Genomic DNA, 22,975 nt, shown 5'->3' on the forward strand with positions numbered 1-22,975 from the left:
AAGAGCGCCTTTGCCCACCCTACGAAATGCAGCGCTCTCGGAGACAACAAATAGCGAATGACGAATGGCGGATAGGCGTGTGGTCCGCTAAACTATTCGCCATTCGCCACTCGCCATTCGCTTTTTCATGCTGATCCTCGCCATCGATACCGCGCTCGACGCCTGCTCCGTCGCCGTGCTCGACACCGAAACGGCCGAGCTCCTTGCGCAGGAGCAGCTTCTGATGAAGCGCGGCCACGCCGAGGCCTTGATGCCGATGATCGCGCGCGTCATGCAAGCGGCCGATCTCGCCTTCACCTCGCTCGACCGCATCGCGGTCACCGTGGGCCCCGGAAGTTTCACCGGCCTGCGTGTCGGCATTTCGGCGGCGCGCGGCCTTGCGCTCGCGGCCGAGCGGCCGGCGATCGGCCTCACCACCTTGTCGGCCTATGCCGCCACCATCGTCGGCCAGAGCAAATCGGCGCCCGTGATCTCCGCGATCGATGCGCGGCACGACCACGTCTATTTCCAGATCGTCGCCGGCGACGGCAGCCAATTGGTGCGGCCGCGCGTCGCTTCCATCGACGAGGCGATCGCCGCCTCGCAATTCGGCGCGCCGCATCTGGTCGGCAATGCGGCAAACATCCTCGCCGAGCGCTGGCCGAAAGATGGCGAGCAGCCGGTCGCCGTCGACGCGCAAGCAGCGCCCGATATCGGCTGGGTCGCATGGCTCGGCGCTGCGGCCGATCCCGAGACAAATCCGGCGCGGCCGTTCTACCTGAAGGCACCCGACGCCAAGCCCGCCGCAGCTCCGCCGCTCGCAGCACAAGCCGCAACCTCATGATGAGATGGCTGTCGGAATGGTGGCGCGGCGGCACCGCCGCCGTCGAGCCAGCCACCGCGCGCGACGCCGCGCGCCTGGCGCAGCTGCACGGCACCTCCTTCGCACATGGCTGGGGCGAAGGCGAATTCGAGACTATGCTCAGTGAGCGCAACACGCTGGTGCACCGCTTGCGCCTGGGACGCAGGATCATCGGCTTCGCGGTGTCCCGGATCGGTGCGGACGAAGCGGAAATCCTCTCGATCGCGGTGGACGAGGCCTATCGCGGCCGTGGCCTCTCCCGCATGCTGCTGATGACCCATCTCGGCCACCTCGCGGGGCGCGGCGTCCGCACAATATTTCTCGAGGTCGAGGAAAACAACCAGCCGGCGCGGCGGCTCTACGCCGGGTGCGGATTCATGGTGGTCGGGCGCCGCGAACGCTATTATAAGCAGCCGAACGGGGAACAATTGAACGCCCTTCTGATGCGACGTGACTTGTCGTAACATTGGTGGCAGAAAGCGCCCCCGCCAGGCAGACAAACAATGACCGCACTGAAACCTTCTTCCGCATCCAAGGCGTCCGGCATCGAGGCGCGCTGTGCCGCCACTGGCATGCGCATGACCGAGCAGCGCCGTGTCATCGCCCGCGTGCTTGCGGAGGCGATCGATCACCCCGATGTCGAGGAACTGTACCGGCGCTGCGTTGCCGTCGACGACAAGATCTCGATCTCGACTGTCTATCGCACCGTCAAGCTGTTCGAGGACGCCGGCATCATCGAGCGCCATGATTTCCGCGAGGGTCGTGCACGCTACGAGCAGATGCGCGACAGCCATCACGACCACCTCATCAATCTGCGCGACGGCAAGGTGATCGAGTTCACCTCCGAGGAGATCGAGAAGCTGCAGGCGGAGATCGCCCGCAAGCTCGGCTACAAGCTGGTCGACCACCGGCTTGAACTCTATTGCGTCCCGCTCGACGACGACAAGCCCACCAACTAAGTGCCGGTCGATCTCATCATCTTCGATTGCGACGGCGTGCTCGTGGACAGCGAGGTGATCTCCTGCCGCGCCCATGCCGATGTGCTGACGCGGCACGGCTATCCGATCACCTCGGAGCAGGTGTTCGCGCGCTTCCTCGGCCGCTCGACGCGGCAGGCCAATCTCGAAATCGAATCCGAACTCGGCCGAAAACTGCCTGAAGCCTATCACGGCGATCTGCAGGACGAGCTGTTCCGCTCGTTCGAGGCCGACCTCGAAGCGATCCGCGGCATCCATGAGGTGCTCGACGTGGTGCCTCAACGCGTCTGCGTCGCCTCGAGCGGCTCGCATCAGCGGATGCAGGTGAGCCTCGGGAGCACCGGCCTCTACGAGCGCCTCGCGCCAAATATCTTCTCAGCCTCACAGGTGACGAACGGCAAGCCGGCGCCGGACCTGTTCCTGTTCGCGGCAAACGAAATGGGCGTGCCACCCCAGCGCTGCGTCGTGATCGAGGACAGCCTGGCCGGGATTGCCGGCGCGCGGGCCGCCGGCATGACCGTGTTCGGCTTTTACGGGGGCAGCCATTGCCGCGACGGCTATGCCGAAACGCTGCGCGAGGCCGGCGCCGACCTGGTCTTTGCCGACATGCATCGATTGCCGGAGCTGGTCCGGCGGGTCGGGGCGGACGCCCTGGCGGGCTGATCTTCGCCCCTCGCAGTCATTCCGGGGCACGCGCGGCGCGCGTGAACCCGAAATCAGAGGTTTTTGGCTCGAGATTCCCGGTTCGCCGCTTTGCTGCTCCCCGGAATGACCGTTTTGGGGCTACTCGCTGGATTTTCGCCTCTCCAGCCTCTATTTGATGGCCGTCCTCCACCGCCATTTTCGGGTTCCATGACGCCGCCGCGCAAGCTGCACATCAAATCATATGGCTGCCAGATGAACGTCTACGATGCCCAGCGCATGGTGGACACGCTGGCTCCAGAGGGATTCGTGGAGACGGCCAGCGCCGAGGACGCCGACCTCGTCATCCTCAACACCTGCCATATTCGCGAGAAGGCTTCCGAGAAGGTCTATTCCGAGCTCGGCCGCCTGCGCGTCGCCAAGGACGAGGCCGCGCGCGGGGGCCGCGCGATGCAGATCGCGGTCGCCGGCTGCGTGGCGCAGGCCGAGGGTGAGGAGATCGTGCGCCGCGCGCCTGTCGTGGACGTCGTGGTGGGGCCGCAGAGCTATCATCATCTGCCGAAGCTCTTGAAGCGCGCCGGGAACGAAGGCCGCGCGATCGAGACCGAATTTCCGGCGGCCGACAAGTTCGGCTTCCTCGCCCAGCCCAAGCCTGACGCCATCCGCGCGCGCGGCATTTCCGCTTTCGTCACCGTGCAGGAAGGTTGCGACAAGTTCTGCACCTTCTGCGTCGTGCCGTACACGCGGGGCTCGGAAGTCTCGCGCCCTGTCGCGAAGATCGTCGACGACGTGAAGCGGCTCGCCGACAACGGCGTGCGCGAGCTCACGCTGATCGGGCAGAACGTCAACGCCTATCACGGCGAGGGGCCGGACGGGAAAACCTGGCCGCTCGGCCGATTGCTCGAACATCTGGCGACGATTCCCGGCATCGCGCGGCTGCGCTATTCGACCAGCCATCCCCGCGACGTCGACGACAGCCTGATCGCAGCCCATCGCGATCTCGGTGCCCTGATGCCGTTCGTGCACCTGCCGGTGCAGTCGGGCTCGGACCGGATTCTGGCGGCGATGAACCGGAAACATACCGCTGATGATTACCGCCGGGTCATCGACCGTTTCCGCACCGCACGCCAAGACATTGCTTTTTCATCAGATTTTATTGTCGGTTTCCCCGGCGAGAGCGAGCAAGATTTTCTCGCCACCCTCGCGCTTGTCACGCAAATCGGCTACGCTGCGGCTTATTCGTTCAAATATTCCGCCCGGCCGGGAACGCCGGCCGCGGACATGCAGGAGACGGTGTCCCCCGCCGAGATGGACCAGCGATTGGAGCGGCTCCAGGAACTGATCGACAGCCAGCAATCGGCCTTCAACAAGGCGGCGATTGGCTCAACGGTCGACGTGCTGTTCGAACGACCGGCGCGCAAGGACGGCCAGATCGTCGGCCGCACCGCCTTCCTCCAGCCCGCCCATGTGATGGCCTCGCCCGACATCATCGGACAGATCCTGCCTGTGCGGATCGACAGCCTCGAGCGCTACAGTTTTCTCGGCGAGCTCGCCACACCGCGCAACGGGCGCGAGCCCGCTTTATCGCAAGCCATTGGAGCCTGAACCCTTGCCAAAAAGCGCATCGGATTCGTCTTCGTTCGCTCCCCGCAAATTTGACCGCGACATGCAAGTTCCGCCCGAGACCCAGGTCGTCATCGACTTCGACGACAATCGCGCCGCTTCGGCACTGGTCGGCCCCTACGGCCAGCATTTGGCGCAGGTCGAGCGGCGGCTTGGCGTCGTCGTCGATTCCAAGGGCAACCACATCACGATCGGCGGCACGCGCGACGGCTGCGACGCCGCGCGCCGCGTGCTGGAGATGCTCTACGCGCAAGCCGTGAAGGGACAGGATCTCGACCAGGGCGAGGTCGAAGGCGCGATCCGCGCCGTGATCGCCCAGGGCTCGCTGTTCGAGTTCGACACCAAATCCGCCAAATCGGCCTTCGACAGCATCAACTTGCGCAAGCGCCCGGTGCGCGCGCGCACCGCCGCGCAGGACTCCTACATCCGCGCGCTGAAGCGCCACGAGCTGGTATTCGGCATCGGCCCGGCCGGCACCGGCAAGACCTGGCTCGCAGTTGCTCATGCCGCGCAGCTGTTCGAGCGCAAGGAGGTCGACAAGATCATCCTGTCGCGCCCGGCGGTGGAGGCCGGCGAGCGGCTCGGCTTCCTGCCCGGCGATCTCCGCGAGAAGGTCGATCCTTATCTTCGCCCGATCTACGACGCGCTCTACGACCTCATGGATGCGCGCATCGTCGAGCGCGCGCTGCAGACCGGCGAGATCGAGATCGCGCCGCTCGCCTTCATGCGCGGTCGGACGCTCACCAACGCCGCCATCATCCTGGACGAGGCGCAGAACACCACCTCGATGCAGATGAAGATGTTCCTGACCCGTCTCGGCGAGAACAGCCGCATGATCATCACAGGCGATCCCTCACAGATCGACCTGCCGAACGGCCAGACCTCGGGCCTCGCCGAAGCGACCCGCCTGTTGAACGGCGTCGAGGGCATTGCCCAAGTTCATTTCAAAGCCGAGGACGTGATCCGCCACGAACTCGTGGCGCGAATCGTCGCCGCCTACGAAGGTTCGCCGCAGCGGCCGGCCACCGGCCAATCCTGACGAGGCAACAGCTGGACCCCGGAGGGCGCGGACACGGCGCCTTTTCGTCCCAGACAACACAATGTCCCATCCCAACCTTCCCATGACCGAAGTCCTCGTCGTCGCCGATTGCTGGCAGCGCGAACCCGATTCCGAAGCCGTGATCCAGCGCGCGGTCGCGGCCGCCGCCGAAAGCGTCGACGAAGACGTTGCCGACGCGGAAGTGGCTGTCATGCTGACCGATGACGCCGGCATCCGCACCCTCAACAGCAACTGGCGGGGCATCGACAAGCCTACCAACGTGCTATCGTTTCCCGCGCTCCAGCCGGAAGGCGAGTGGAAGCCGGGCGATGCGCCGCGCATGCTCGGCGACATCGCGATCGCCTACGAGACCATGCGGCGCGAGGCGGACGAGGAACAAAAGCCGTTCGACCACCATTTGAGCCATCTCGCCGTGCATGGCTTCCTGCACCTGGTCGGCTACGACCACGAGAACGACGGCGACGCCGAGGAGATGGAAGCGCTGGAGACCCAGATCCTGGCTCACCTTGGAATCCCCGATCCCTATGCAGACCGCGCGGGGACGCACTGAGATGCCCGATTCCGACCCGATCCACGACAACCCGCGCAACACGGCCAATCTTCCGGCCGTGGTGACGCCAGGCGAGGTGATGCGCCCGACCGCCGACGGCTGGCTGTTGCGCGCCATCCGCACGCTGTTCGGCTGGAAGGCGGGATCGGTGCGCGACGACCTCCAGGTCGTGCTCGATGCGACGACGCCTGGCGATTCCGGCTTCTCGGCGGTCGAGCGCACCATGCTGCGCAACATCCTCGGCCTGCACGAGCGCCGCATCGCCGACGTCATGGTGCATCGCGCCGACGTCGTCGCGGTGAAGCGCGATATCCCGCTCGGCGAGTTGATGGACCGCTTCGAGAGCGCCGGCCATTCGCGCCTCGTGGTCTACAACGAGACGCTCGACGATCCCGTCGGCATCGTCCACATCCGCGACCTGCTCGCCTTCATGACCGCGCGCGCCCGCGCGTCGGAAACCACCAAGACCAAGCGCAAGAAGCCGCTGCCGGCCGGGCTCGACCTGCGCGCCGTCGATCTCGCGCTGCCGCTCGAGGAAGCGCGCATCATCCGCAAGCTGCTCTACGTGCCGCCGTCGATGCGCGCGATCGACCTGCTCGCGCAGATGCAGGCCACGCGCATTCACCTCGCGCTGGTGGTCGACGAATATGGCGGTAGCGACGGGCTGGTTTCGCTCGAGGACATCGTCGAGCAGATCGTCGGCGAGATCGATGACGAGCACGACAGCGACGAGCCGCCCTCGATCGTGCGCCTGCCCGACAACGCCTTCATCGCCGACGCGCGCGCCAGCCTCGACGACGTCCGCTCGGTGATCGGAGAGGATTTCGTCACCGGCGAAGCCGGCGAGGAGGTGGAGACGCTGGGCGGTTATCTCGTCAGCTTCGTCGGGCGCCTGCCGGTGCGCGGCGAGGTGATCTCGGGCCCCGGCACTTACGAGGTCGAAGTGCTCGATGCCGATCCGCGCCGCGTCAAGCGGCTGCGCATCTCGACGCGGAAGGAGCGTCCCGCGCCGCGGACCCAGCGCGAGAGAAGCCGCCGCGAGGCCGCGCCGGATGGCAGCCAGCCGCCGGCCGGCGACACGCCCAGCCCGCCGCCGAGCGACGGGACCGGCCAACAGTGAGTCCGTTCCAGCGACTTCGGCAGATCGCGCTTGCCATCATCCTCGCCTGGGGATGGAAGCGCGCCGTGATCGCCATGGCGTGCGGAGCGCTGTCGGTGCTGGCACTGGCGCCATTCAATTTTTTTCCAGTGCTGTTCATCACCTTTCCAGTGCTGGTCTGGCTGATCGACGGCACCGGCGCCGGACGATATGGCGGCGTCCCCGCCGCGGCGTTGACCGGCTACTGGTTCGGGCTCGGCTATTTCGTGCCGGGACTCTACTGGATCGGCTACGCCTTCTTCGTCGATGCCGATGTGTTCGCCTGGCTGACGCCGTTCGCCGTCCTCGGCCTGCCGGCCTATCTGTCCATCTTCACGGCCATCGGCTTTGCGCTGGCGCGCCTGCTCTGGACCAAGAACGCCACGCGCGTGCTTGCGCTCGCGGCAAGCCTCACCGTCAGCGAATGGGTGCGCGGCCACGCGCTGACCGGCTTCCCCTGGAACGCGTTCGGCTATGCGCTGTCCGAGCCGCTGCCGCTGGCGCAGACGGCGTCGCTGATCGGCCTGTGGGGCATGACGTTCCTGACGGTTGCGATCTTCGCGAGCCCCGCGACGCTGATCGACCGCACGCCCGATCGCCGCCTGCCCTGGCGCGCGCCGGCGGCGGCCATCGGGCTCCTGATTGTCATGAGCGTCTTCGGCGCGATCCGCCTGTCGCTGCATCCGACCACGATGGTCGCAGGCGCCAAGCTGCGCCTGATGCAGCCAAACCTTCAGCAGGACGCGAAATTCAACTACTCGGCCAAGCCGGAGGTGATGAAGAAATACCTGGCGTTGTCGGACCGCGCCTCGGGCCCGCGATCGACCGGCGTGCGCGATGCCACCATCCTGATCTGGCCGGAATCCGCCTTTCCGTTCTTCCTGACCCGCGAAGCCGACGCGATGGCGCAAATCGCCGAGCTTCTGCCGAAAGGCACCGTGCTGATCACGGGTTCGGTCCGCGCGCCTGACCTACCGCGGGGCACGCCGATCACCCGCGCCTACAATTCGATCTACGTGATCGACCACGACGGCAGCATACTGGCCGTGTACGACAAGTTGCATCTGGTGCCGTTCGGCGAATTTCTGCCGTACCAGTCGTTGATGGAGACGCTCGGATTCGAGCAATTGACGCGTGTGCGCGGCGGCTTCATTCCCGGCACGGTACGGCATGCGCTGCCAGTACCCGGCGCACCGGCCGCGCTACCGCTGATCTGTTACGAAGCCATCTTTCCCGGTGAAGTGGCCGGTCGCAACGAGCGTCCGGGCTGGATCGTGAACCTCACCAATGACGGTTGGTTCGGCATCTCGACCGGCCCCTATCAGCATCTGGAGCAGGCGCGGATGCGCGCGATCGAACTCGGATTGCCGCTGGTCCGCTCCGCCAATACCGGGATCTCCGCGGTGATCGATCCGGTGGGCCGCACCGTCGCGAGCCTCGGTCTTGGAATCGAAGGCATATTGGACGCAAACCTGCCCGCCGCGATCCCGCCCACCGTCTATGCGCGGGTGGGCGATGCGCCCGCAGCCATGCTCGTCGCGCTGGCCGTGATTCTGGCGGTCCGCCGACGCGTCACCAAGCGGAAGAGCTGATCGCGCCGTCGCCGCGGAGGTAGCCGGAAACTTTTGACAACCGCAGTCCCACGGTTGACAGACTGCACACAGGCTCCCCATTCTGCACCGGCTGCAAAAGACAGTGGTGCATTGCTAAATTTCTCCGCAATGTTTCCCAATAACAGGGTTTGATTTGACGTTGCTTGCACCTGAGGCACTCCGGTTGATTGCGCTGAAGGTGGTGTTTGGAGGGGTGAGGAAATGTCGAAAGCGCCCAACCCTGTTGACAAATATGTCGGCAGTCGCGTGCGTATGCGCCGCATCATGTTGGGCATGAGTCAGGAAAAGCTCGGTGACGCTTTGGGCCTGACTTTCCAGCAGATCCAGAAATACGAGAAGGGCACCAACCGGGTCGGCGCGAGCCGCATCCAGCAGATCGCCGAAATTCTGCAGGTGCCGGTGTCGTTTCTGTTCGAGGGCGGTCCGAGCGGCGTGCCGGGGCCGGATGGCTTCAGCGAAGGCGCCTCGCCGTCTTACGTATCGGATTTTCTCGCGACCTCCGAAGGCCTGGCCTTGACCAAGGCGTTCACGCGAATCACCGATTCGAAGATGCGTCGCTCGATCGTCGATCTCGTCGAGCAGATTGCGGCTCGCGAAGGTCCCGACAAGCGCTGACGCGCCGTCTCGATGGCGATTTGAGACCACGTCAAATCTGGCCTATGTCGTCATTTGTGGCCGCGCCTCGACGTGCGTCCGCTTCGATGATACGATTCAAAGGCACAGATGCACCCATGGTCAGCACCAATTGGTTCGATTCTCAAACTATTCTCGATGGCATCCGCCGCTGGGTCGAGATCGAGACGCCGACGGAAGCGCCTGAACAGGTCAACAAGCTCGTCTCGGTCGTCGCGGAGCAATACCGCGATCTGCCCGTCACGCTCGAGCGCGTCGCCGGCGTCGATGGCTGCGGCGATCATCTGCTGGCGCGCTCGACCTGGGGCCAGGACCAGCCGGGCATTCTGGTGCTGAGCCACCTCGATACCGTCCATCCCATGGGATTCATCGAGCGTCTGCCGTTCAAGGTCGAAGGCGACGTCGCCTACGGTCCCGGCATCTACGACATGAAGGGCGGCGCCTACATCGCCCATCACGCCTTTGGCGCGCTGTGTGCGACGGCCGATCGACCGCCGCTCGGCATCACGCACCTGTTCACTTCCGACGAGGAGATCGGCAGCCCGACCTCGCGCGCGCTCATCGAGCAGGAAGGACGCAAGGCCAAATACGTGCTGGTGACGGAGCCGGCGCGCGACGGCGGCAAGATCGTCACCGGACGCAAGGGCGTCGGACGCTTCCGGGTGTTCGTCAAGGGCGTGCCGGCGCATGCCGGCTCGCGGCCCGAGGACGGCCGCAGTGCCGTCCGCGAACTCGCCAACGTCATCCTGGCGCTGGAAGGCATGAACGACCTCGAGCGTGGCGTCTCCGTCAATGTCGGCGTGGTGCGCGGCGGCACGCGCCCCAACGTCACGCCGGAAGAGGCCTATGCCGAAGTCGATCTGCGCGTGCTGAGCCTCAAGGATGCAGACGAGTTCGTCGGCAAGATTCTCGCTCTGACCTCGAAAACCGAGGGCGTCGCCGTCACCGTCACGGGCGAGCTCAACCGTCCGCCTTACGAGAAGAGCAATGCGGGCGCCTCGCTGTTCGAGCATGCGAAGACGCTCGCCAGCGAAATTGGCTTCGAGCTGATCGACACCCACACCGGCGGCGGCTCGGACGGCAATTTCACCGCCCCGCACACTGCAACGCTGGACGGGCTCGGGGTCGACGGCAAGGGCGCGCACACCCATTATGAGCAGCTCTATGTCTCGTCGCTCGCGCCGCGCGCGCGGCTGCTCCATCGGCTGTATCAGACGCTGCGATGAGCGAGCGCAAATCAGACCCCGATCGCGACGACAGCGAGCGCGCCTTCTTCGGGCGCCGCAAGGGCCACAAGCTCAGGCAGCACCAGGCCGAGCTGGTCGATCACCTACTGCCGCATCTTGCGCTCGACATCCACAGTGAGACACCGACGGACGCCCGCGAGATCTTTGGCCCCGCAACTGAAGATGTCCGGCTCGAGATCGGCTTCGGCGGCGGCGAGCATCTTGCGGCCGAGGCACAGAAATTCCCCACGACCGGCTTCATCGGCTGCGAACCCTACGTCAACGGCATGGCGAAGATCCTCGCGCAGATCGAGGCCGCCAACATCGGCAACATCCGCTTGTTCGCGGGCGATGCCGCGGAGCTGCTGGCCTGGCTGCCGAAGGGATCGCTGTCGCGGATCGACCTGATCCATCCCGATCCCTGGCCGAAGCGGCGGCACTGGAAGCGGCGCTTCGTCCAGGACCGCACCATCGCCGCGATGGCGCGCGTGCTAAGGAGCGGCGGCGAATTCCGCTTCGTCTGCGATATCGACGATTATTGCGCCTGGACGCTCTCGCATCTTGCGCGCTCGCAGGACTTCGTCTGGCTGGCCGAACGCGCCGATGACTTCAGGCAGCCATGGCCGGGCTACACCATGACCCGCTACGGCCGGAAGGCCGCGCGCGAAGGCCGCAAGGCGGCATACTTACGGTTCAAGCGAGTTTAAATCGTCTGCCGGTTGCGCCAGAAATTCACGACGCGTTCGGCGGTCGTCGGCATCAGGCGCGTGAAGTTCACGCGCGCGGCCTCGATGTCGGCATCGGCGGGCGTGCGATGCGGACCGTACCAGAGCAGGATGAGCGCACGCACCGTGGGCCAGCCCAGATTCAGCACGCGGCCGACGATGAGAATCGGATCGTAGCGGTCGCCTGAAATCAGGCGGTCGAGAACCGAGAGGCGAACACCGGACATCGCCGAGAGCGAGGCGATCGATTCCTCGTATTTATTCGCCTTGGCGAAGCCGAGCAGCGCGCTCTCGCCAAGATTGCCCCCGCGATGCAAGGAGAGCACTGTGCGCTGGGCCGCCGAGAAATCGCGCCGGGGTCCGGGCGGCAGCGCGGCTTCCTCGATCGCCGCCATCGCGCGCTTGATCTCGACCTGGCGCACGGGATTGACCACGCTGGAGAGGCGGCGGCGGATGACGTCGAGTGTCCCGTCGAGAAGATGCTTCAGGTTCTCACCGGAAAGATCGGTGCGCTGGCCGATCTTGAGCGTCAGCACGCCGTCCCGCGCCGCGCGCTTGATCATCTCGGAATAGCTGGCCGGTGAGAACACCGCACCGGCATTGCCGGCGGCGCGGCGTACGACGTCGCGATCGCCGCGCTCGATCAGCACGTCGGTGATCCCGGCGGACAATGCCGGGCGCTCCGTCATCGCCAGCAGATGACCCTGGCCCTTCAGCCTCGCGATCTCGACCAGAGCGGCGTCATCGAGCACGGGCGAGCGGCGCAGCACGGGGCCGGCCACCATGATCTCGTTTTCGCGCGCGAGTTGATTGACCAGATGCGGCGGCGCGTTGTTCAGGTGCGAGAAGCGCTCGGCCAGGTCGGCGCGCGAGGCAAGCTCGGCATGCGGCACGAGATCGATCAGGAGATTGTCGAAGAGATCGATGAGCTCGGGACGAAGATTGGCGGCACCCTGAAAGAACAATTCGGAGATGGCGCGCGCAATCTCGCCGCGCCGCCGCGGATCGCCGCGTTTGACGATATCGTCCAGTCCGGGAATGAGCGACGTGGCAACGGTCATGAAAACGCAACTCGAGCAGGGCACGCCGCGGGTGCGCCCTTGGTCCAAGCCGCCCCACAATCATGGAATTTAGCCTCCCCAGGTGAAGGAAGCGTTAGGCCCGGGACGCCGCGAATCGGGCGCAAAAAGCCTCGTTTGACCCGCGATGGGCCTTGTCCGGGCGGATCAAAAGCGCTATATCAGCGCCAATTCATCTTCTCATACGATCCGCGTAGTGAGAGTGGGCCCGAAAGGACCCGCTCTTTTTTATTACCTGAACGCGGCTTGGCGGAAGATGCGCGGCCCGACGTGTGTCGGGGAAGTTCCGAAGCGGGCTTTGAGATCTTAACCAAGCCTTAACCATCGAGCGCCTGATCCTGGACATGACCGAACCGAACCCTGGTTCCACGGACGCCGAATTGCTGGCCGAGCCGAGACTCGTGGTCGAGCCGGGCGTGGCGGCACGGGTGTCCGCGGTCGCAGCGCCGGTGCTCGAGGGCATGGGCTACCGCCTAGTGCGAATCCGCATTTCCGGCGAAGCCGGCTGCACCGTGCAGATCATGGCCGAGCGGCCGGACGGCTCGATGCAGCTCGAAGATTGCGAGGCGATCTCGCGGGCGCTGTCGCCCGTGCTCGATGTCGCCGACCCGATCGATCGCGCCTATCGGCTGGAAATTTCCTCGCCGGGGATCGACCGTCCGCTGGTGCGCCGCTCCGATTTCGAGCGCTATTCCGGCCATCTGGTGAAGATCGAGATGGCCGTCGCCCATGAAGGACGTAAGCGGTTCCGCGGCATGCTCGGCGCCGTCGAAGGCGACCGCGTGCATCTGCGTCGCGACGACGTCAAGGCGGGCGATGATCCCGACGTGCTCCTGACCATGGAGGACATCGGCGAGGCCCGGCTGGTGCTGACCGACGAACTGATTGCGGAATCGATGCGCCGCGGCAAGGCCGAGGAGCGCAAGATGCGCAGGGATCTCGGCCTGGAGCCGCCGGCTGCCCCGCACGCGGAGATCAGCGCGAAGACCACCAAGAACACCAAGCCGAAGAAGAAGCCGGCCCCGACCAATACAAAGAAGCATCGCCTGGCCGCCGAACGTGCGCGACGGGGCGAGATCGAGCCTGACGAAGGAGACTAGCCATGGCAGTCAGCGCCAATCGACTTGAATTGCTCCAGATCGCCGACGCCGTTGCGCGCGAGAAATCGATCGACCGCGGCATCGTCATCGCGGCGATGGAGGACGCCATCGCCAAGGCCGCGCGCGCCCGTTACGGCAGCGAGACTGACGTTCACGCCGAGATCGACCCGAAGAAGGGCGAGCTGCGGCTGTCGCGCCATATGCTGGTGGTCGAGAAGGTCGAAAACCATTCCAACCAGATCTCGCTGGTCGACGCGCAGCGCGCCAATCCCGGCGCCCAGGTCGGCGATACCATCGCTGACACCCTGCCGCCGCTGGAATATGGCCGCATCGCCGCGCAGTCGGCCAAGCAGGTCATCGTGCAGAAAGTGCGCGAGGCCGAGCGCGACCGGCAATACCAGGAATTCAAGGACCGCATCGGCGACATCGTCAACGGCGTCGTCAAGCGCGTCGAATATGGCAGCGTGATCGTCGATCTCGGCCGCGGCGAAGCCATCATCCGCCGCGACGAGATGCTGCCGCGCGAAGTGTTCCGCAACGGCGACCGCGTCCGGGCCTACATCTTCGACGTCCGCCGCGAGACGAGAGGCCCGCAGATCTTCCTCTCCCGCACCCATCCGCAGTTCATGGCGAAGCTGTTCGCGCAGGAAGTGCCGGAGATCTATGACGGCATCGTCGAGATCAAGGCGGTGGCCCGCGATCCGGGCTCGCGCGCCAAAATCGGCGTGATTTCCCGCGATTCCTCGGTCGATCCGGTCGGCGCCTGCGTCGGCATGCGCGGCTCGCGCGTGCAGGCCGTGGTGAACGAATTGCAGGGCGAGAAGATCGACATCATCCCCTGGTCGCCTGATATCGCGACCTTCGTGGTCAACGCGCTGGCGCCGGCCGAAGTGTCCAAGGTCGTCATCGACGAAGACCGCGAGCGCATCGAGGTCGTCGTGCCCGACACCAACAACCAGCTTTCGCTGGCGATCGGCCGCCGCGGCCAGAACGTGCGTCTGGCCTCGCAGCTCACCGGCTGGGACATCGACATCCTGACCGAGCAGGAGGAATCGGAGCGCCGTCAGGCCGGCTTCGAGAACTCCACCCGCGTCTTCATGGAATCGCTCAATGTCGACGAGGTTGTCGGCCAGCTGCTCGCGTCCGAAGGCTTCACCGCGGTCGAGGAAGTCGCCATGGTGGACCTCAAGGAACTCGCCGGCATCGAGGGTTTCGACGAGGAAACCGCGCAGGAACTCCAGAACCGTGCCCGCGAATATCTCGATCAGCAGGAAGCCGAGATCGAGGCCAGGCGCAAGGAGCTCGGTGTCGAGGACGCGGTCAAGGACGTGCCCGGCGTCACCTCCAAGATGCTGGTGAAGTTCGGCGAGAACGACATCAAGACGGTCGAAGACCTCGCCGGTTGCGCCACTGACGATCTGGTCGGCTGGACCGAGCGCAAGGAAGGCGGAGAGCAAACCAAATTCCCGGGCGCCCTCGATGGAATCGATATCTCCCGCGACGATGCCGAAGCGATGATCATGCAGGCCCGCGTCAAGGCCGGCTGGATCACCGAGGCCGACCTCGCCAAGCCCGCCGAAGAGGCTGAGGCGACCGAAGATCAGCCGGCTTGAGGCGTATTCAGCAAAAGTGGAGGCCGGTTTTGCTTAGAGAACACGCGACTTAGAAGGCGAAGGAGGATGTCGCCCGGATGCTCGCCAATACTGACAGCGAACTCGACAATGGACCGCGGACCGAAAGGTCCGCGACCATGCGGATGTGCGCTGTCAGCCGGCAGGTCCGGCCGATCGACGAGCTGATCCGCTTCGTCATTTCCCCGCACGGCGACGTAGTTCCAGATCTCAAGCGCAAGCTGCCCGGACGCGGCATGTGGCTCACGGCCTCCCGCGGGGTGGTTGCGGAAGCGGTGCGGCGTCACCAATTTAGCAAGGCCTTCAGGCGCGAGCTGCGCCCCCCTCAGACGCTTCCTGCCGACATCGAGGCGCTCCTGGTTCGGAGCGTGACGGAAGCCCTTGGGATCGCCGCCAAGGCCGGCCAGATCGTGACTGGCTTCGGCAAGGTCGAAAGCGCCCTCAAGGAAGGCACGGTCGAGGTCCTGATCCATGCCAGCGACGGGGCCGCGGACGGAATCCGCAAATTGGACACGCTGGCACGTCAAAATGCCGGAAATCGCGGCGCCAAGCCGCAGATTCCCGTCGTCACCGCACTGAAATCGGTAGAATTGGATTTGGCACTGACCCGGTCAAATGTGATACATGCTGCCCTGCTCGCGGGCCCGGCGAGCAAGTCATTCCTGTCACGTAGCCAGATGCTGGTCCGATACCGGATGGCGGACGATGACAAGACTGCCGAAAAGCACGGCCAGGATTTCTGAGAGACAACGACGACCCAATTGGACGGTGCGGGAACGCACAACACTGATAAATCAGGATTAGGACTGCTGAATGGTTGATACCAAGACCCCTGGCGACAAGAAGCTGAGCGTTCCGAGCAAGACGCTATCGCTCAAGCCGCGCGTCGAAACGGGCACTGTGCGCCAGAGCTTCAGCCATGGCCGCAGCAAGCAGGTCGTGGTCGAGAAGCGCGGCAAGCGCCGCATCGACGGCACCCCTGAGCCGCAGGCTGCCGAGGTGGCGAAGCCCGCACCGGCCGCGCCCACGCCCGCCCCGTCACGGCCCGCGCCGCCGCGCAACTCCGGATCCGGCGTGGTGCTGCGCACGCTGACCGAGGACGAACGCTCCGCCCGCGCCAGCGCGCTGGCCGATGCCAAGGTGCGCGAAGTCGAAGAGCGCCGCCAGGCCGAGGAAGAGGCCCAGCGCCGCGCGGTCCGCGAGGCCGCCGAACGCGCCGAGCGCGAGGCCGCCGAATCCCGCCGCAAGGCCGAGGAAGAGCGCCACCGCCACGAGGACGAGGCCAAGCGCAAGGCCGAGACCGAAGCCAAGAAGCGCTTTGGCGAAGGCGAGCAACCGCAATCCGCTCCGCGCCCCGCAACCGCGGCCCCGGCCGCTCCTGCGCCGCGTTCCGGCGCGCCCGCAGCGCGCCCCGGCACCACGACCACGGCACGCCCGGGAACGACGACGGCGCGCCCCGGAACCAGCACGCAGCGGCCGGCCGGCGGACCTTTGGGTCGCACGCCCGCGGTCGCGGCCGGACCGGACGAGGACGATGGTCCGCGCCAGATCCGTCGCGGTCCCGGCGGCGCCGCGCGTCCTGTGGCGGCCCCCAAGACCACCCACAAGCCCGGCCCGCAGAAAGAGCGCGGCCGCCTGACGGTCGTCACCGCGCTCAATGCCGACGAGGTGCGCGAGCGCTCGATCGCCTCGTTCCGCCGCCGCACCCAGCGTCTGAAGGGCCACGCCTCGAACGAGCCCAAGGAAAAGCTGATCCGCGAGGTCGTCATCCCGGAAGCGATCACCATCCAGGAACTCGCCAACCGCATGGCCGAGCGCGCCGTCGACGTCATCCGCATGCTGATGAAGCAGGGCGCGATGCACAAGATCACCGACGTGATCGACGCCGACACCGCGCAGCTGATCGCGGAAGAACTGGGCCACACCGTCAAGCGCGTTGCCGCCTCCGACGTTGAGGAGGGCCTGTTCGACCAGGTCGACGATTCCACCGACACCGAGACCCGCTCGCCCGTGGTGACCGTGATGGGTCACGTCGACCACGGCAAGACCTCGCTGCTTGATGCGCTCCGTCACGCCAACGTGGTCTCCGGCGAGGCCGGCGGCATCACCCAGCATATCGGCGCCTATCAGGTCGTCTCGCCCGAAAGCGGCAAGAAGATCACCTTCATCGACACGCCCGGCCACGCCGCGTTCACCGCGATGCGCGCCCGCGGCGCCAAGGTCACCGACATCGTCGTGCTGGTGGTCGCGGCCGACGACGGCGTGATGCCGCAGACGGTCGAGGCCATCAACCACGCCAAGGCGGCGCGGGTGCCGATCATCGTTGCCATCAACAAGATCGACAAGCCCGACGCCAAGCCCGAGCGCGTACGCACCGAACTGCTCCAGCATGAGGTGCAGGTCGAATCGTTCGGCGGCGACGTCGTCGACGTCGAGGTGTCCGCCAAGAACAAGACCAATCTCGACAAGCTGCTCGAGATGATCGCGCTCCAGGCCGACATCCTCGACCTCAAGACCAATTCGGAACGGCCGGCCGAGGGTACCGTGATCGAGGCCAAGCTCGACCGCGGCCGCGGCCCGGTCGCGACCGTGCTGGTCCAGCGCGGCACGCTCCGGGTCGGCGACATCATCGTCGCCGGCGCCGAGATGGGCCGCGTCCGCGCGCTGATCTCCGATCAGGGCGAGACCGTGCAGGAAGCAGGTCCGTCGGTGCCGGTCGAAGTGCTCGGCTTCAACGGTCCGCCGGAAGCCGGCGATCGTCTCGCCGTGGTCGAGAACGAAGCCCGCGCCCGCCAGGTCACCAGCTACCGCGCGCACCAGAAGCGCGAGAACGCGGCTGCCTCGATCTCCGGCATGCGCGGCTCGCTCGAGCAGATGATGTCGCAATTGAAGACCGCGGGCCGCAAGGAATTCCCGCTGATCATCAAGGCCGACGTGCAGGGCTCGCTGGAAGCGATCCTCGGCTCGCTGGAGAAGCTCGGTACCGACGAGGTCGCAGCCCGCATCCTGCATGCCGGCGTCGGCGGCATCTCGGAATCCGACGTGACGCTGGCCGAAGGTTTCAACGCCGCGATCATCGGCTTCTCGGTTCGAGCCAACAAGGAAGCCGCTGCGGCCGCCAAGCGCAACGGCATCGAGATCCGCTACTACAACATCATCTACGACCTCGTGGACGACGTGAAGAAGGCGATGAGCGGCTTGCTCGCGCCGACCTTGCGCGAAACCATGCTCGGCAATGCAGCGATCCTGGAGATCTTCAACATCTCCAAGGTCGGCAAGGTCGCCGGCTGCCGCGTCACCGACGGTACCGTGGAACGCGGAGCCAATGTGCGCCTGATCCGCGACAACGTCGTCGTGCACGAGGGCAAGCTGTCGACGCTGAAGCGCTTCAAGGACGAAGTGAAGGAAGTCCAGTCCGGTCAGGAATGCGGCATGGCCTTCGAGAACTACCACGACATGCGCGCCGGTGACGTGATCGAGTGTTACCGCGTGGAGACGATCCAGCGCTCCCTGTAAGTCCAAATCTTACCGAAGCGCCCGGATCTTTTTGAACTGAAATTGCGGGAGTGCGATGGCCGGATTTTTTCCGGCCATCCACCCCTCTTCGTTTCAACAGGACAAATGACAATGCCCGTGTCCCAAACACGGGCATGACGAGGTGATTTTCGAGAATGCCACGCCATCATCAGAAGAAGAGTTCCGCACCCGGCGGAGGCTCGCAACGTCAGTTGCGCGTCGGCGAGCAGGTTCGCCACGCGATGGCCGATATTCTGGCGCAAGGCAATGTGCATGATGCGGACCTCGAAGGTCACATCATCACCGTGCCGGAGGTGCGGATGTCGCCCGACCTGAAGCTCGCGACAGTCTATGTGATGCCGCTCGGTGGCCGCGACACCGAGATCGTCATCGCTGCGCTCGAACGCAACAAGAAGTTCCTGCGCGGCGAAGTCGCGCGGCGCGTTAACCTGAAATTTGCACCCGACCTTCGCTTCCGCGTCGACGAACGATTCGACGAAGCGGAACGAATCGAGAAGCTTTTGCGAACACCTGCGGTGCAGAAGGATCTGGAACAGGATCCGGAGACGGATCGGGAAGAAGAACGATGACGATGGACCCGGCTCACGACACGATCAGCGGCGAACAGGCCGATCAGCGCGACGTGCAGAAAAATAATTTTCCGGACATGGGCGGCAATTCTGAGCCGCATCACGAGCCGCGCCGCGTCAACAACGATCCGCGCGCCAGGCAGCAGAAGGGCAACCAGGTTCGCCGCGACCGGCGCGACGTCCACGGCTGGGTCGTGCTCGACAAGCCGATCGGGATGACCTCGACGCAGGCGGTTGCGGTGCTCAAGCGCCTGTTCAACGCCAAGCGCGCCGGACACGCCGGCACGCTCGATCCGCTCGCCTCGGGCGGGCTGCCGATCGCGCTCGGGGAGGCCACCAAGACCGTTCCCTTCGTCATGGACGGCCGCAAGCGCTACCAATTCACGGTGTGCTGGGGCGAGGAGCGCGACACCGACGACATCGAGGGCCGGGCGACCGCGACCTCCGACCAGCGTCCGACCCGGGAGGCCATCCTGGCCCTGTTGCCCCGCTTCACCGGGGTGATCGAGCAGATCCCGCCGCGCTATTCCGCGATCAAGGTCCAGGGCGAGCGCGCCTACGACCTCGCTCGCGACGGCGAGGTGGTGGAGCTGGCCCCCCGCCCGGTCGAGATCCATCATTTAACCCTTGTGGATCAACCGGATAACGACCACGCCGTATTCGAGGCCGAGTGCGGCAAGGGCACCTATGTCCGCGCGCTGGCCCGCGATATGGGCCGGATTCTCGGCACTTTCGGCCATATTTGCGCGCTCAGGCGGACCCTGGTCGGCCCATTTGGCGAAAACGACATGATTCCGCTGGATCAGTTGGAGGCTTTGTGCGATAGAGCCGCGTCCGGCGAGGGCAGCCTCGCCGACGCGCTTTTGCCCGTTGAGACCGCGCTGGACGACATCCCGGCACTGGCCGTCACTCGGGCTGATGCGGCAAGGCTCCATCGGGGCCAGGCCGTTTTGTTGCGCGGACGGGATGCGCCCACTTGTAGCGGCACAGTCTATGTCACGGTGGCAGGCCGGCTTCTCGCGCTTGCTGAAGTCGGCAATGGCGAAATCATCCCCAAGCGTGTGTTCAACCTGACCGGCCTGACTGCCAGCCCCGGTCGCAACGAGAGAAATTGACGATGTCGATTGCCGCAGAACGCAAAGCGGAAGTCATCAAGACGAATGCCACCAAAGCCGGCGATACCGGCTCGCCCGAGGTTCAGGTCGCAATCCTGTCGGAACGCATCAACAACCTCACCAGCCATTTCAAGACCCACGTGAAGGACAACCATTCGCGTCGCGGCCTCCTGAAGCTGGTCTCGACCCGCCGCTCGCTCCTCGACTACCTCAAGAAGAAGGACGAGGCGCGGTACAAGGCGCTGCTCGAGAAGCACAATATTCGTCGTTAAGAGTCCCTGCGCGCGCCACCGGCGCGCGTTTTCGCACGCGGTTTCGAACGAAAGCACTTATTTAAAGCTTTTTGATCGAGGTTGCGCGCACGTCGGATGCGGGCCGTTGACGGCCAGCATCCGGGGCATGATGGGCGAAGACCGAAGGTTCGGTGTTCGCATTCGTGCCGACTGACAGTCCAGCAGCAATCCGGCGGCTGGGCACAACGGGCAAGGCGCCCGTATGACCCGAAAGGATGGACGCCATCCGAAATCCAAAAACCATGGCAGGATCGCAGGACGCTGATCATCCGCTCCGATCAGCGTCCCGCAATCTTGCGCATGGTTTTTGTTTTTCGGGGTCGCCCCTCTTTCGAGAACCCATGAAAGAAGACCTCTATGTTCAATAAGCATTCAGTCGAGATCGACTGGGGCGGACGCCCTCTCAAGCTCGAAACCGGCAAGATCGCCCGCCAGGCCGACGGCGCCGTCGTCGCCACCTATGGCGAGACCGTGGTGCTTGCCACCGTCGTCGCGGCGAAGGCGCCGCGCGAAGGCGTCGACTTCCTGCCCCTGACCGTCGACTATCAGGAGAAGACCTACGCTGCTGGCCGCATTCCCGGCGGCTATTTCAAGCGCGAGGGCCGTCCGACCGAGAAGGAAACGCTGGTCTCCCGCCTGATCGACCGTCCGATCCGCCCGCTGTTCGTCGACGGCTGGCGCAACGAGACCCAGGTGATCGTCACCGTGCTCTCGCACGACATGGAGAACGACCCTGATATCGTCGCGCTGGTGGCCTCGTCCGCGGCGCTGACCCTGTCCGGCGCTCCGTTCAAGGGACCGATCGGCGCGGCCCGCGTCGGCTTCGCCAATGACGAGTTCATCCTCAATCCGACGCTTGACGAGATGGTCGACACCCAGCTCGACCTGGTCGTCGCCGGCACCGCCGACGCCGTGCTGATGGTGGAATCGGAAGCCAAGGAGCTGAACGAAGACATCATGCTCGGCGCGGTGATGTTCGGTCATCGCCACTTCCAGCCGGTGATCAACGCCATCATCGAGCTCGCCGAGAAGGCCGCCAAGGAGCCGCGCGAAGTCACCGTGATCGACAATGCCGCGCTCGAGAAGGAGATGCTCGGCCTCGTCGAGCAGGAGCTGCGCGCCGCTTACGCCATTCCGGTCAAGCAGGACCGCTACGCCGCGGTCGGCAAGGTCAAGGAAAAGGTGATCGCCCACTACTTCCCCGAAGGGCAGGAACCGAAATACGACAAGCTGCGCATCGGCGCCGTGTTCAAGGAGCTCGAAGCCAAGATCGTTCGCTGGAACATCCTCGACACCGGCAAGCGCATCGACGGTCGCGACAGCAAGACCGTGCGCAACATCGTCGCCGAAGTCGGCGTGCTGCCGCGCGCCCACGGCTCGGCGCTGTTCACCCGCGGCGAGACCCAGGGCCTGGTCGTCACCACGCTCGGCACCGGCGAAGACGAGCAGTACATCGACGCGCTGTCGGGAACGTACAAAGAGACGTTCCTGCTGCACTACAACTTCCCTCCCTACTCGGTCGGTGAGACCGGCCGCCTCGGCGGCACCAAGCGCCGCGAGATCGGCCACGGCAAGCTGGCCTGGCGCGCGATCCATCCGGTGCTGCCGCCGCATCACGAGTTCCCCTACACGATCCGCGTGGTCTCGGAGATCACCGAATCCAACGGCTCCTCGTCGATGGCTTCGGTCTGCGGCGCTTCGCTCGCGCTGATGGACGCCGGCGTGCCGTTGAAGCGGCCGACCGCGGGCATCGCGATGGGCCTGATCCTCGAAGACAAGCGCTTCGCGGTTCTCTCGGACATCCTCGGCGACGAAGACCATCTCGGTGACATGGACTTCAAGGTCGCCGGCACGGAAGCGGGCATCACCTCGCTCCAGATGGACATCAAGATCGAGGGCATCACCGAAGAGATCATGAAGGTGGCGCTCGGCCAGGCCAAGGAAGGTCGTATTCACATCCTCGGCGAGATGGCGAAGGCGCTCACCAACGCCCGCGCCGAGCTCGGCGAATACGCGCCGCGCATCGAGACCTTCAAGATCGCCACCGACAAGATCCGCGAAGTGATCGGCACCGGCGGCAAGGTGATCCGCGAGATCGTCGAGAAGACCGGCGCCAAGGTCAACATCGAGGACGACGGCACCGTGAAGGTCGCCTCCAGCGACGGCGAAGCGATGAAGGCTGCGATCAAGTGGATCAAGTCGATCGCGTCCGATCCTGAAGTCGGCCAGATCTATGACGGCACCGTCGTCAAGGTGATGGAGTTCGGCGCCTTCGTGAACTTCTTCGGCTCCAAGGACGGCCTCGTTCACATCAGCCAGCTCGCGGCCAACCGCGTGCAGAAGACTTCCGACGTCGTCAAGGAAGGCGACAAGGTCAAGGTCAAGCTGCTCGGCTTCGACGATCGCGGCAAGACCCGCCTGTCGATGAAGGTGGTTGACCAGACCACCGGCGAAGACCTCGAAGGCAAGGGCGGCGAGGGCGAGAAGGCCCCGCGCGAAGCCGCCGGCGAGTAGTCGCTTCACTGTGTCAGAAATAGAAAGGGCGGCCGAAAGGCCGCCCTTTTTGTTTGTGTTCGCTCCGGGCGATCTGCGCCCCCTCTCCTGCTTGCGGGCGAGGGTCGGG

At 65.2% G+C, this 22,975-nt stretch carries 21 protein-coding genes; 20 read left to right on the plus strand and 1 reads right to left on the minus strand.

Going from position 1 to position 22,975, the window contains the following annotated elements; genetic code table 11:
• Positions 1-127 precede the first annotated feature (127 nt).
• From tsaB to trmB, 12 genes are all read left to right on the plus strand, one after another.
• The gene (gene tsaB, locus UNPA324_RS20375; protein WP_128922704.1) at positions 128-823 is read left to right on the plus strand and encodes a tRNA (adenosine(37)-N6)-threonylcarbamoyltransferase complex dimerization subunit type 1 TsaB; all 696 of its coding nucleotides are present in this window, start codon (positions 128-130) and stop codon (positions 821-823) included.
• On the plus strand, positions 820-1,305 hold the full coding sequence (rimI, locus tag UNPA324_RS20380) for a ribosomal protein S18-alanine N-acetyltransferase (protein WP_141935649.1): 486 nt from the start codon (positions 820-822) through the stop codon (positions 1,303-1,305). The genes tsaB and rimI overlap by 4 nt, the downstream gene beginning before the upstream one ends.
• Before the next feature lie 39 nt (positions 1,306-1,344).
• Positions 1,345-1,800, plus strand: coding sequence for a Fur family transcriptional regulator (locus tag UNPA324_RS20385; protein ID WP_128922702.1), 456 nt, complete (start codon positions 1,345-1,347; stop codon positions 1,798-1,800).
• A complete protein-coding gene (locus UNPA324_RS20390; protein WP_128922701.1) occupies positions 1,801-2,481 on the plus strand; it encodes an HAD family hydrolase in 681 nt (226 codons plus the stop codon).
• Between the two features lie 189 nt (positions 2,482-2,670).
• A complete protein-coding gene (gene miaB, locus UNPA324_RS20395; RefSeq protein ID WP_141935653.1) occupies positions 2,671-4,065 on the plus strand; it encodes a tRNA (N6-isopentenyl adenosine(37)-C2)-methylthiotransferase MiaB in 1,395 nt (464 codons plus the stop codon).
• 61 nt (positions 4,066-4,126) lie between these two features.
• Positions 4,127-5,122 carry a PhoH family protein gene (locus tag UNPA324_RS20400; RefSeq protein WP_141935656.1) on the plus strand — a complete coding sequence of 332 codons (996 nt, stop codon included), beginning with the start codon at positions 4,127-4,129 and terminating at the stop codon, positions 5,120-5,122.
• A gap of 61 nt (positions 5,123-5,183) precedes the next feature.
• Positions 5,184-5,693 carry an rRNA maturation RNase YbeY gene (gene ybeY / locus UNPA324_RS20405; RefSeq protein ID WP_128922698.1) on the plus strand — a complete coding sequence of 170 codons (510 nt, stop codon included), beginning with the start codon at positions 5,184-5,186 and terminating at the stop codon, positions 5,691-5,693.
• Position 5,694: 1 nt separating this feature from the next.
• On the plus strand, positions 5,695-6,813 hold the full coding sequence (locus UNPA324_RS20410; protein ID WP_246667190.1) for a hemolysin family protein: 1,119 nt from the start codon (positions 5,695-5,697) through the stop codon (positions 6,811-6,813).
• Positions 6,810-8,423 carry an apolipoprotein N-acyltransferase gene (lnt, locus tag UNPA324_RS20415; protein ID WP_141935663.1) on the plus strand — a complete coding sequence of 538 codons (1,614 nt, stop codon included), beginning with the start codon at positions 6,810-6,812 and terminating at the stop codon, positions 8,421-8,423. The genes UNPA324_RS20410 and lnt overlap by 4 nt, the downstream gene beginning before the upstream one ends.
• Positions 8,424-8,645: 222 nt before the next feature.
• Complete coding sequence (locus UNPA324_RS20420) at positions 8,646-9,059, plus strand: helix-turn-helix domain-containing protein (protein WP_028133651.1); 414 nt, start codon at positions 8,646-8,648, stop codon at positions 9,057-9,059.
• 86 nt (positions 9,060-9,145) lie between these two features.
• Positions 9,146-10,303, plus strand: a complete 1,158-nt coding sequence (locus UNPA324_RS20425; protein WP_141935665.1) for a M20 family metallopeptidase — start codon at positions 9,146-9,148, stop codon at positions 10,301-10,303.
• Complete coding sequence (gene trmB / locus UNPA324_RS20430; RefSeq protein WP_128922694.1) at positions 10,300-11,010, plus strand: tRNA (guanosine(46)-N7)-methyltransferase TrmB; 711 nt, start codon at positions 10,300-10,302, stop codon at positions 11,008-11,010. The genes UNPA324_RS20425 and trmB overlap by 4 nt, the downstream gene beginning before the upstream one ends.
• On the opposite strand, the gene UNPA324_RS20435 is transcribed toward trmB, so the two are convergent.
• Positions 11,007-12,089, minus strand: a complete 1,083-nt coding sequence (locus UNPA324_RS20435) for a DUF2336 domain-containing protein (protein ID WP_128922693.1) — start codon at positions 12,087-12,089, stop codon at positions 11,007-11,009. The two genes, trmB and UNPA324_RS20435, sit on opposite strands and share 4 nt — an antisense overlap.
• Positions 12,090-12,451: 362 nt before the next feature.
• Here UNPA324_RS20435 and rimP point away from each other — a divergent pair, with 362 nt between their 5' ends.
• From rimP to pnp, 8 genes are all read left to right on the plus strand, one after another.
• Positions 12,452-13,207: a ribosome maturation factor RimP gene (rimP, locus tag UNPA324_RS20440; protein WP_128922692.1), complete on the plus strand. Its 756-nt coding sequence runs from the start codon at positions 12,452-12,454 to the stop codon at positions 13,205-13,207.
• 2 nt (positions 13,208-13,209) lie between these two features.
• Complete coding sequence (nusA, locus tag UNPA324_RS20445) at positions 13,210-14,820, plus strand: transcription termination factor NusA (protein ID WP_141935667.1); 1,611 nt, start codon at positions 13,210-13,212, stop codon at positions 14,818-14,820.
• Between the two features lie 77 nt (positions 14,821-14,897).
• Positions 14,898-15,581 (plus strand): RNA-binding protein, encoded by a 684-nt coding sequence (locus UNPA324_RS20450; protein ID WP_141935669.1) that lies wholly within the window; start codon positions 14,898-14,900, stop codon positions 15,579-15,581.
• A gap of 70 nt (positions 15,582-15,651) precedes the next feature.
• Complete coding sequence (infB, locus tag UNPA324_RS20455) at positions 15,652-18,354, plus strand: translation initiation factor IF-2 (RefSeq protein ID WP_128948496.1); 2,703 nt, start codon at positions 15,652-15,654, stop codon at positions 18,352-18,354.
• Between the two features lie 155 nt (positions 18,355-18,509).
• On the plus strand, positions 18,510-18,944 hold the full coding sequence (rbfA, locus tag UNPA324_RS20460; RefSeq protein ID WP_128921223.1) for a 30S ribosome-binding factor RbfA: 435 nt from the start codon (positions 18,510-18,512) through the stop codon (positions 18,942-18,944).
• A complete protein-coding gene (gene truB, locus UNPA324_RS20465; protein WP_164936483.1) occupies positions 18,941-20,059 on the plus strand; it encodes a tRNA pseudouridine(55) synthase TruB in 1,119 nt (372 codons plus the stop codon). The genes rbfA and truB overlap by 4 nt, the downstream gene beginning before the upstream one ends.
• A 2-nt stretch (positions 20,060-20,061) precedes the next feature.
• Positions 20,062-20,331, plus strand: coding sequence for a 30S ribosomal protein S15 (gene rpsO / locus UNPA324_RS20470; RefSeq protein WP_028133641.1), 270 nt, complete (start codon positions 20,062-20,064; stop codon positions 20,329-20,331).
• 378 nt (positions 20,332-20,709) lie between these two features.
• On the plus strand, positions 20,710-22,866 hold the full coding sequence (pnp, locus tag UNPA324_RS20475; protein WP_128921221.1) for a polyribonucleotide nucleotidyltransferase: 2,157 nt from the start codon (positions 20,710-20,712) through the stop codon (positions 22,864-22,866).
• Positions 22,867-22,975: the final 109 nt, after the last annotated feature.

The sequence above is a fragment of the Bradyrhizobium sp. UNPA324 genome (assembly GCF_006658635.1).
GTDB lineage: Bacteria > Pseudomonadota > Alphaproteobacteria > Rhizobiales > Xanthobacteraceae > Bradyrhizobium > Bradyrhizobium nanningense.

Bases quoted from the DNA above. Each gene is read 5' to 3' on its own strand.
- tsaB (WP_128922704.1), top strand. From the start codon at position 128: ATGCTGATCCTCGCCATCGATACCGCGCTCGACGCCTGCTCCGTCGCC.
- rimI (WP_141935649.1), top strand. From the start codon at position 820: ATGATGAGATGGCTGTCGGAATGGTGGCGCGGCGGCACCGCCGCCGTC.
- UNPA324_RS20385 (WP_128922702.1), top strand. From the start codon at position 1,345: ATGACCGCACTGAAACCTTCTTCCGCATCCAAGGCGTCCGGCATCGAG.
- miaB (WP_141935653.1), top strand. From the start codon at position 2,671: ATGACGCCGCCGCGCAAGCTGCACATCAAATCATATGGCTGCCAGATG.
- UNPA324_RS20400 (WP_141935656.1), top strand. From the start codon at position 4,127: ATGCAAGTTCCGCCCGAGACCCAGGTCGTCATCGACTTCGACGACAAT.
- ybeY (WP_128922698.1), top strand. From the start codon at position 5,184: ATGTCCCATCCCAACCTTCCCATGACCGAAGTCCTCGTCGTCGCCGAT.
- UNPA324_RS20410 (WP_246667190.1), top strand. From the start codon at position 5,695: ATGCCCGATTCCGACCCGATCCACGACAACCCGCGCAACACGGCCAAT.
- UNPA324_RS20420 (WP_028133651.1), top strand. From the start codon at position 8,646: ATGTCGAAAGCGCCCAACCCTGTTGACAAATATGTCGGCAGTCGCGTG.
- UNPA324_RS20425 (WP_141935665.1), top strand. From the start codon at position 9,146: ATGATACGATTCAAAGGCACAGATGCACCCATGGTCAGCACCAATTGG.
- trmB (WP_128922694.1), top strand. From the start codon at position 10,300: ATGAGCGAGCGCAAATCAGACCCCGATCGCGACGACAGCGAGCGCGCC.
- UNPA324_RS20435 (WP_128922693.1), bottom strand. From the start codon at position 12,089: ATGACCGTTGCCACGTCGCTCATTCCCGGACTGGACGATATCGTCAAA.
- rimP (WP_128922692.1), top strand. From the start codon at position 12,452: ATGACCGAACCGAACCCTGGTTCCACGGACGCCGAATTGCTGGCCGAG.
- nusA (WP_141935667.1), top strand. From the start codon at position 13,210: ATGGCAGTCAGCGCCAATCGACTTGAATTGCTCCAGATCGCCGACGCC.
- UNPA324_RS20450 (WP_141935669.1), top strand. From the start codon at position 14,898: ATGCTCGCCAATACTGACAGCGAACTCGACAATGGACCGCGGACCGAA.
- infB (WP_128948496.1), top strand. From the start codon at position 15,652: ATGGTTGATACCAAGACCCCTGGCGACAAGAAGCTGAGCGTTCCGAGC.
- rbfA (WP_128921223.1), top strand. From the start codon at position 18,510: ATGCCACGCCATCATCAGAAGAAGAGTTCCGCACCCGGCGGAGGCTCG.
- truB (WP_164936483.1), top strand. From the start codon at position 18,941: ATGACGATGGACCCGGCTCACGACACGATCAGCGGCGAACAGGCCGAT.
- rpsO (WP_028133641.1), top strand. From the start codon at position 20,062: ATGTCGATTGCCGCAGAACGCAAAGCGGAAGTCATCAAGACGAATGCC.
- pnp (WP_128921221.1), top strand. From the start codon at position 20,710: ATGTTCAATAAGCATTCAGTCGAGATCGACTGGGGCGGACGCCCTCTC.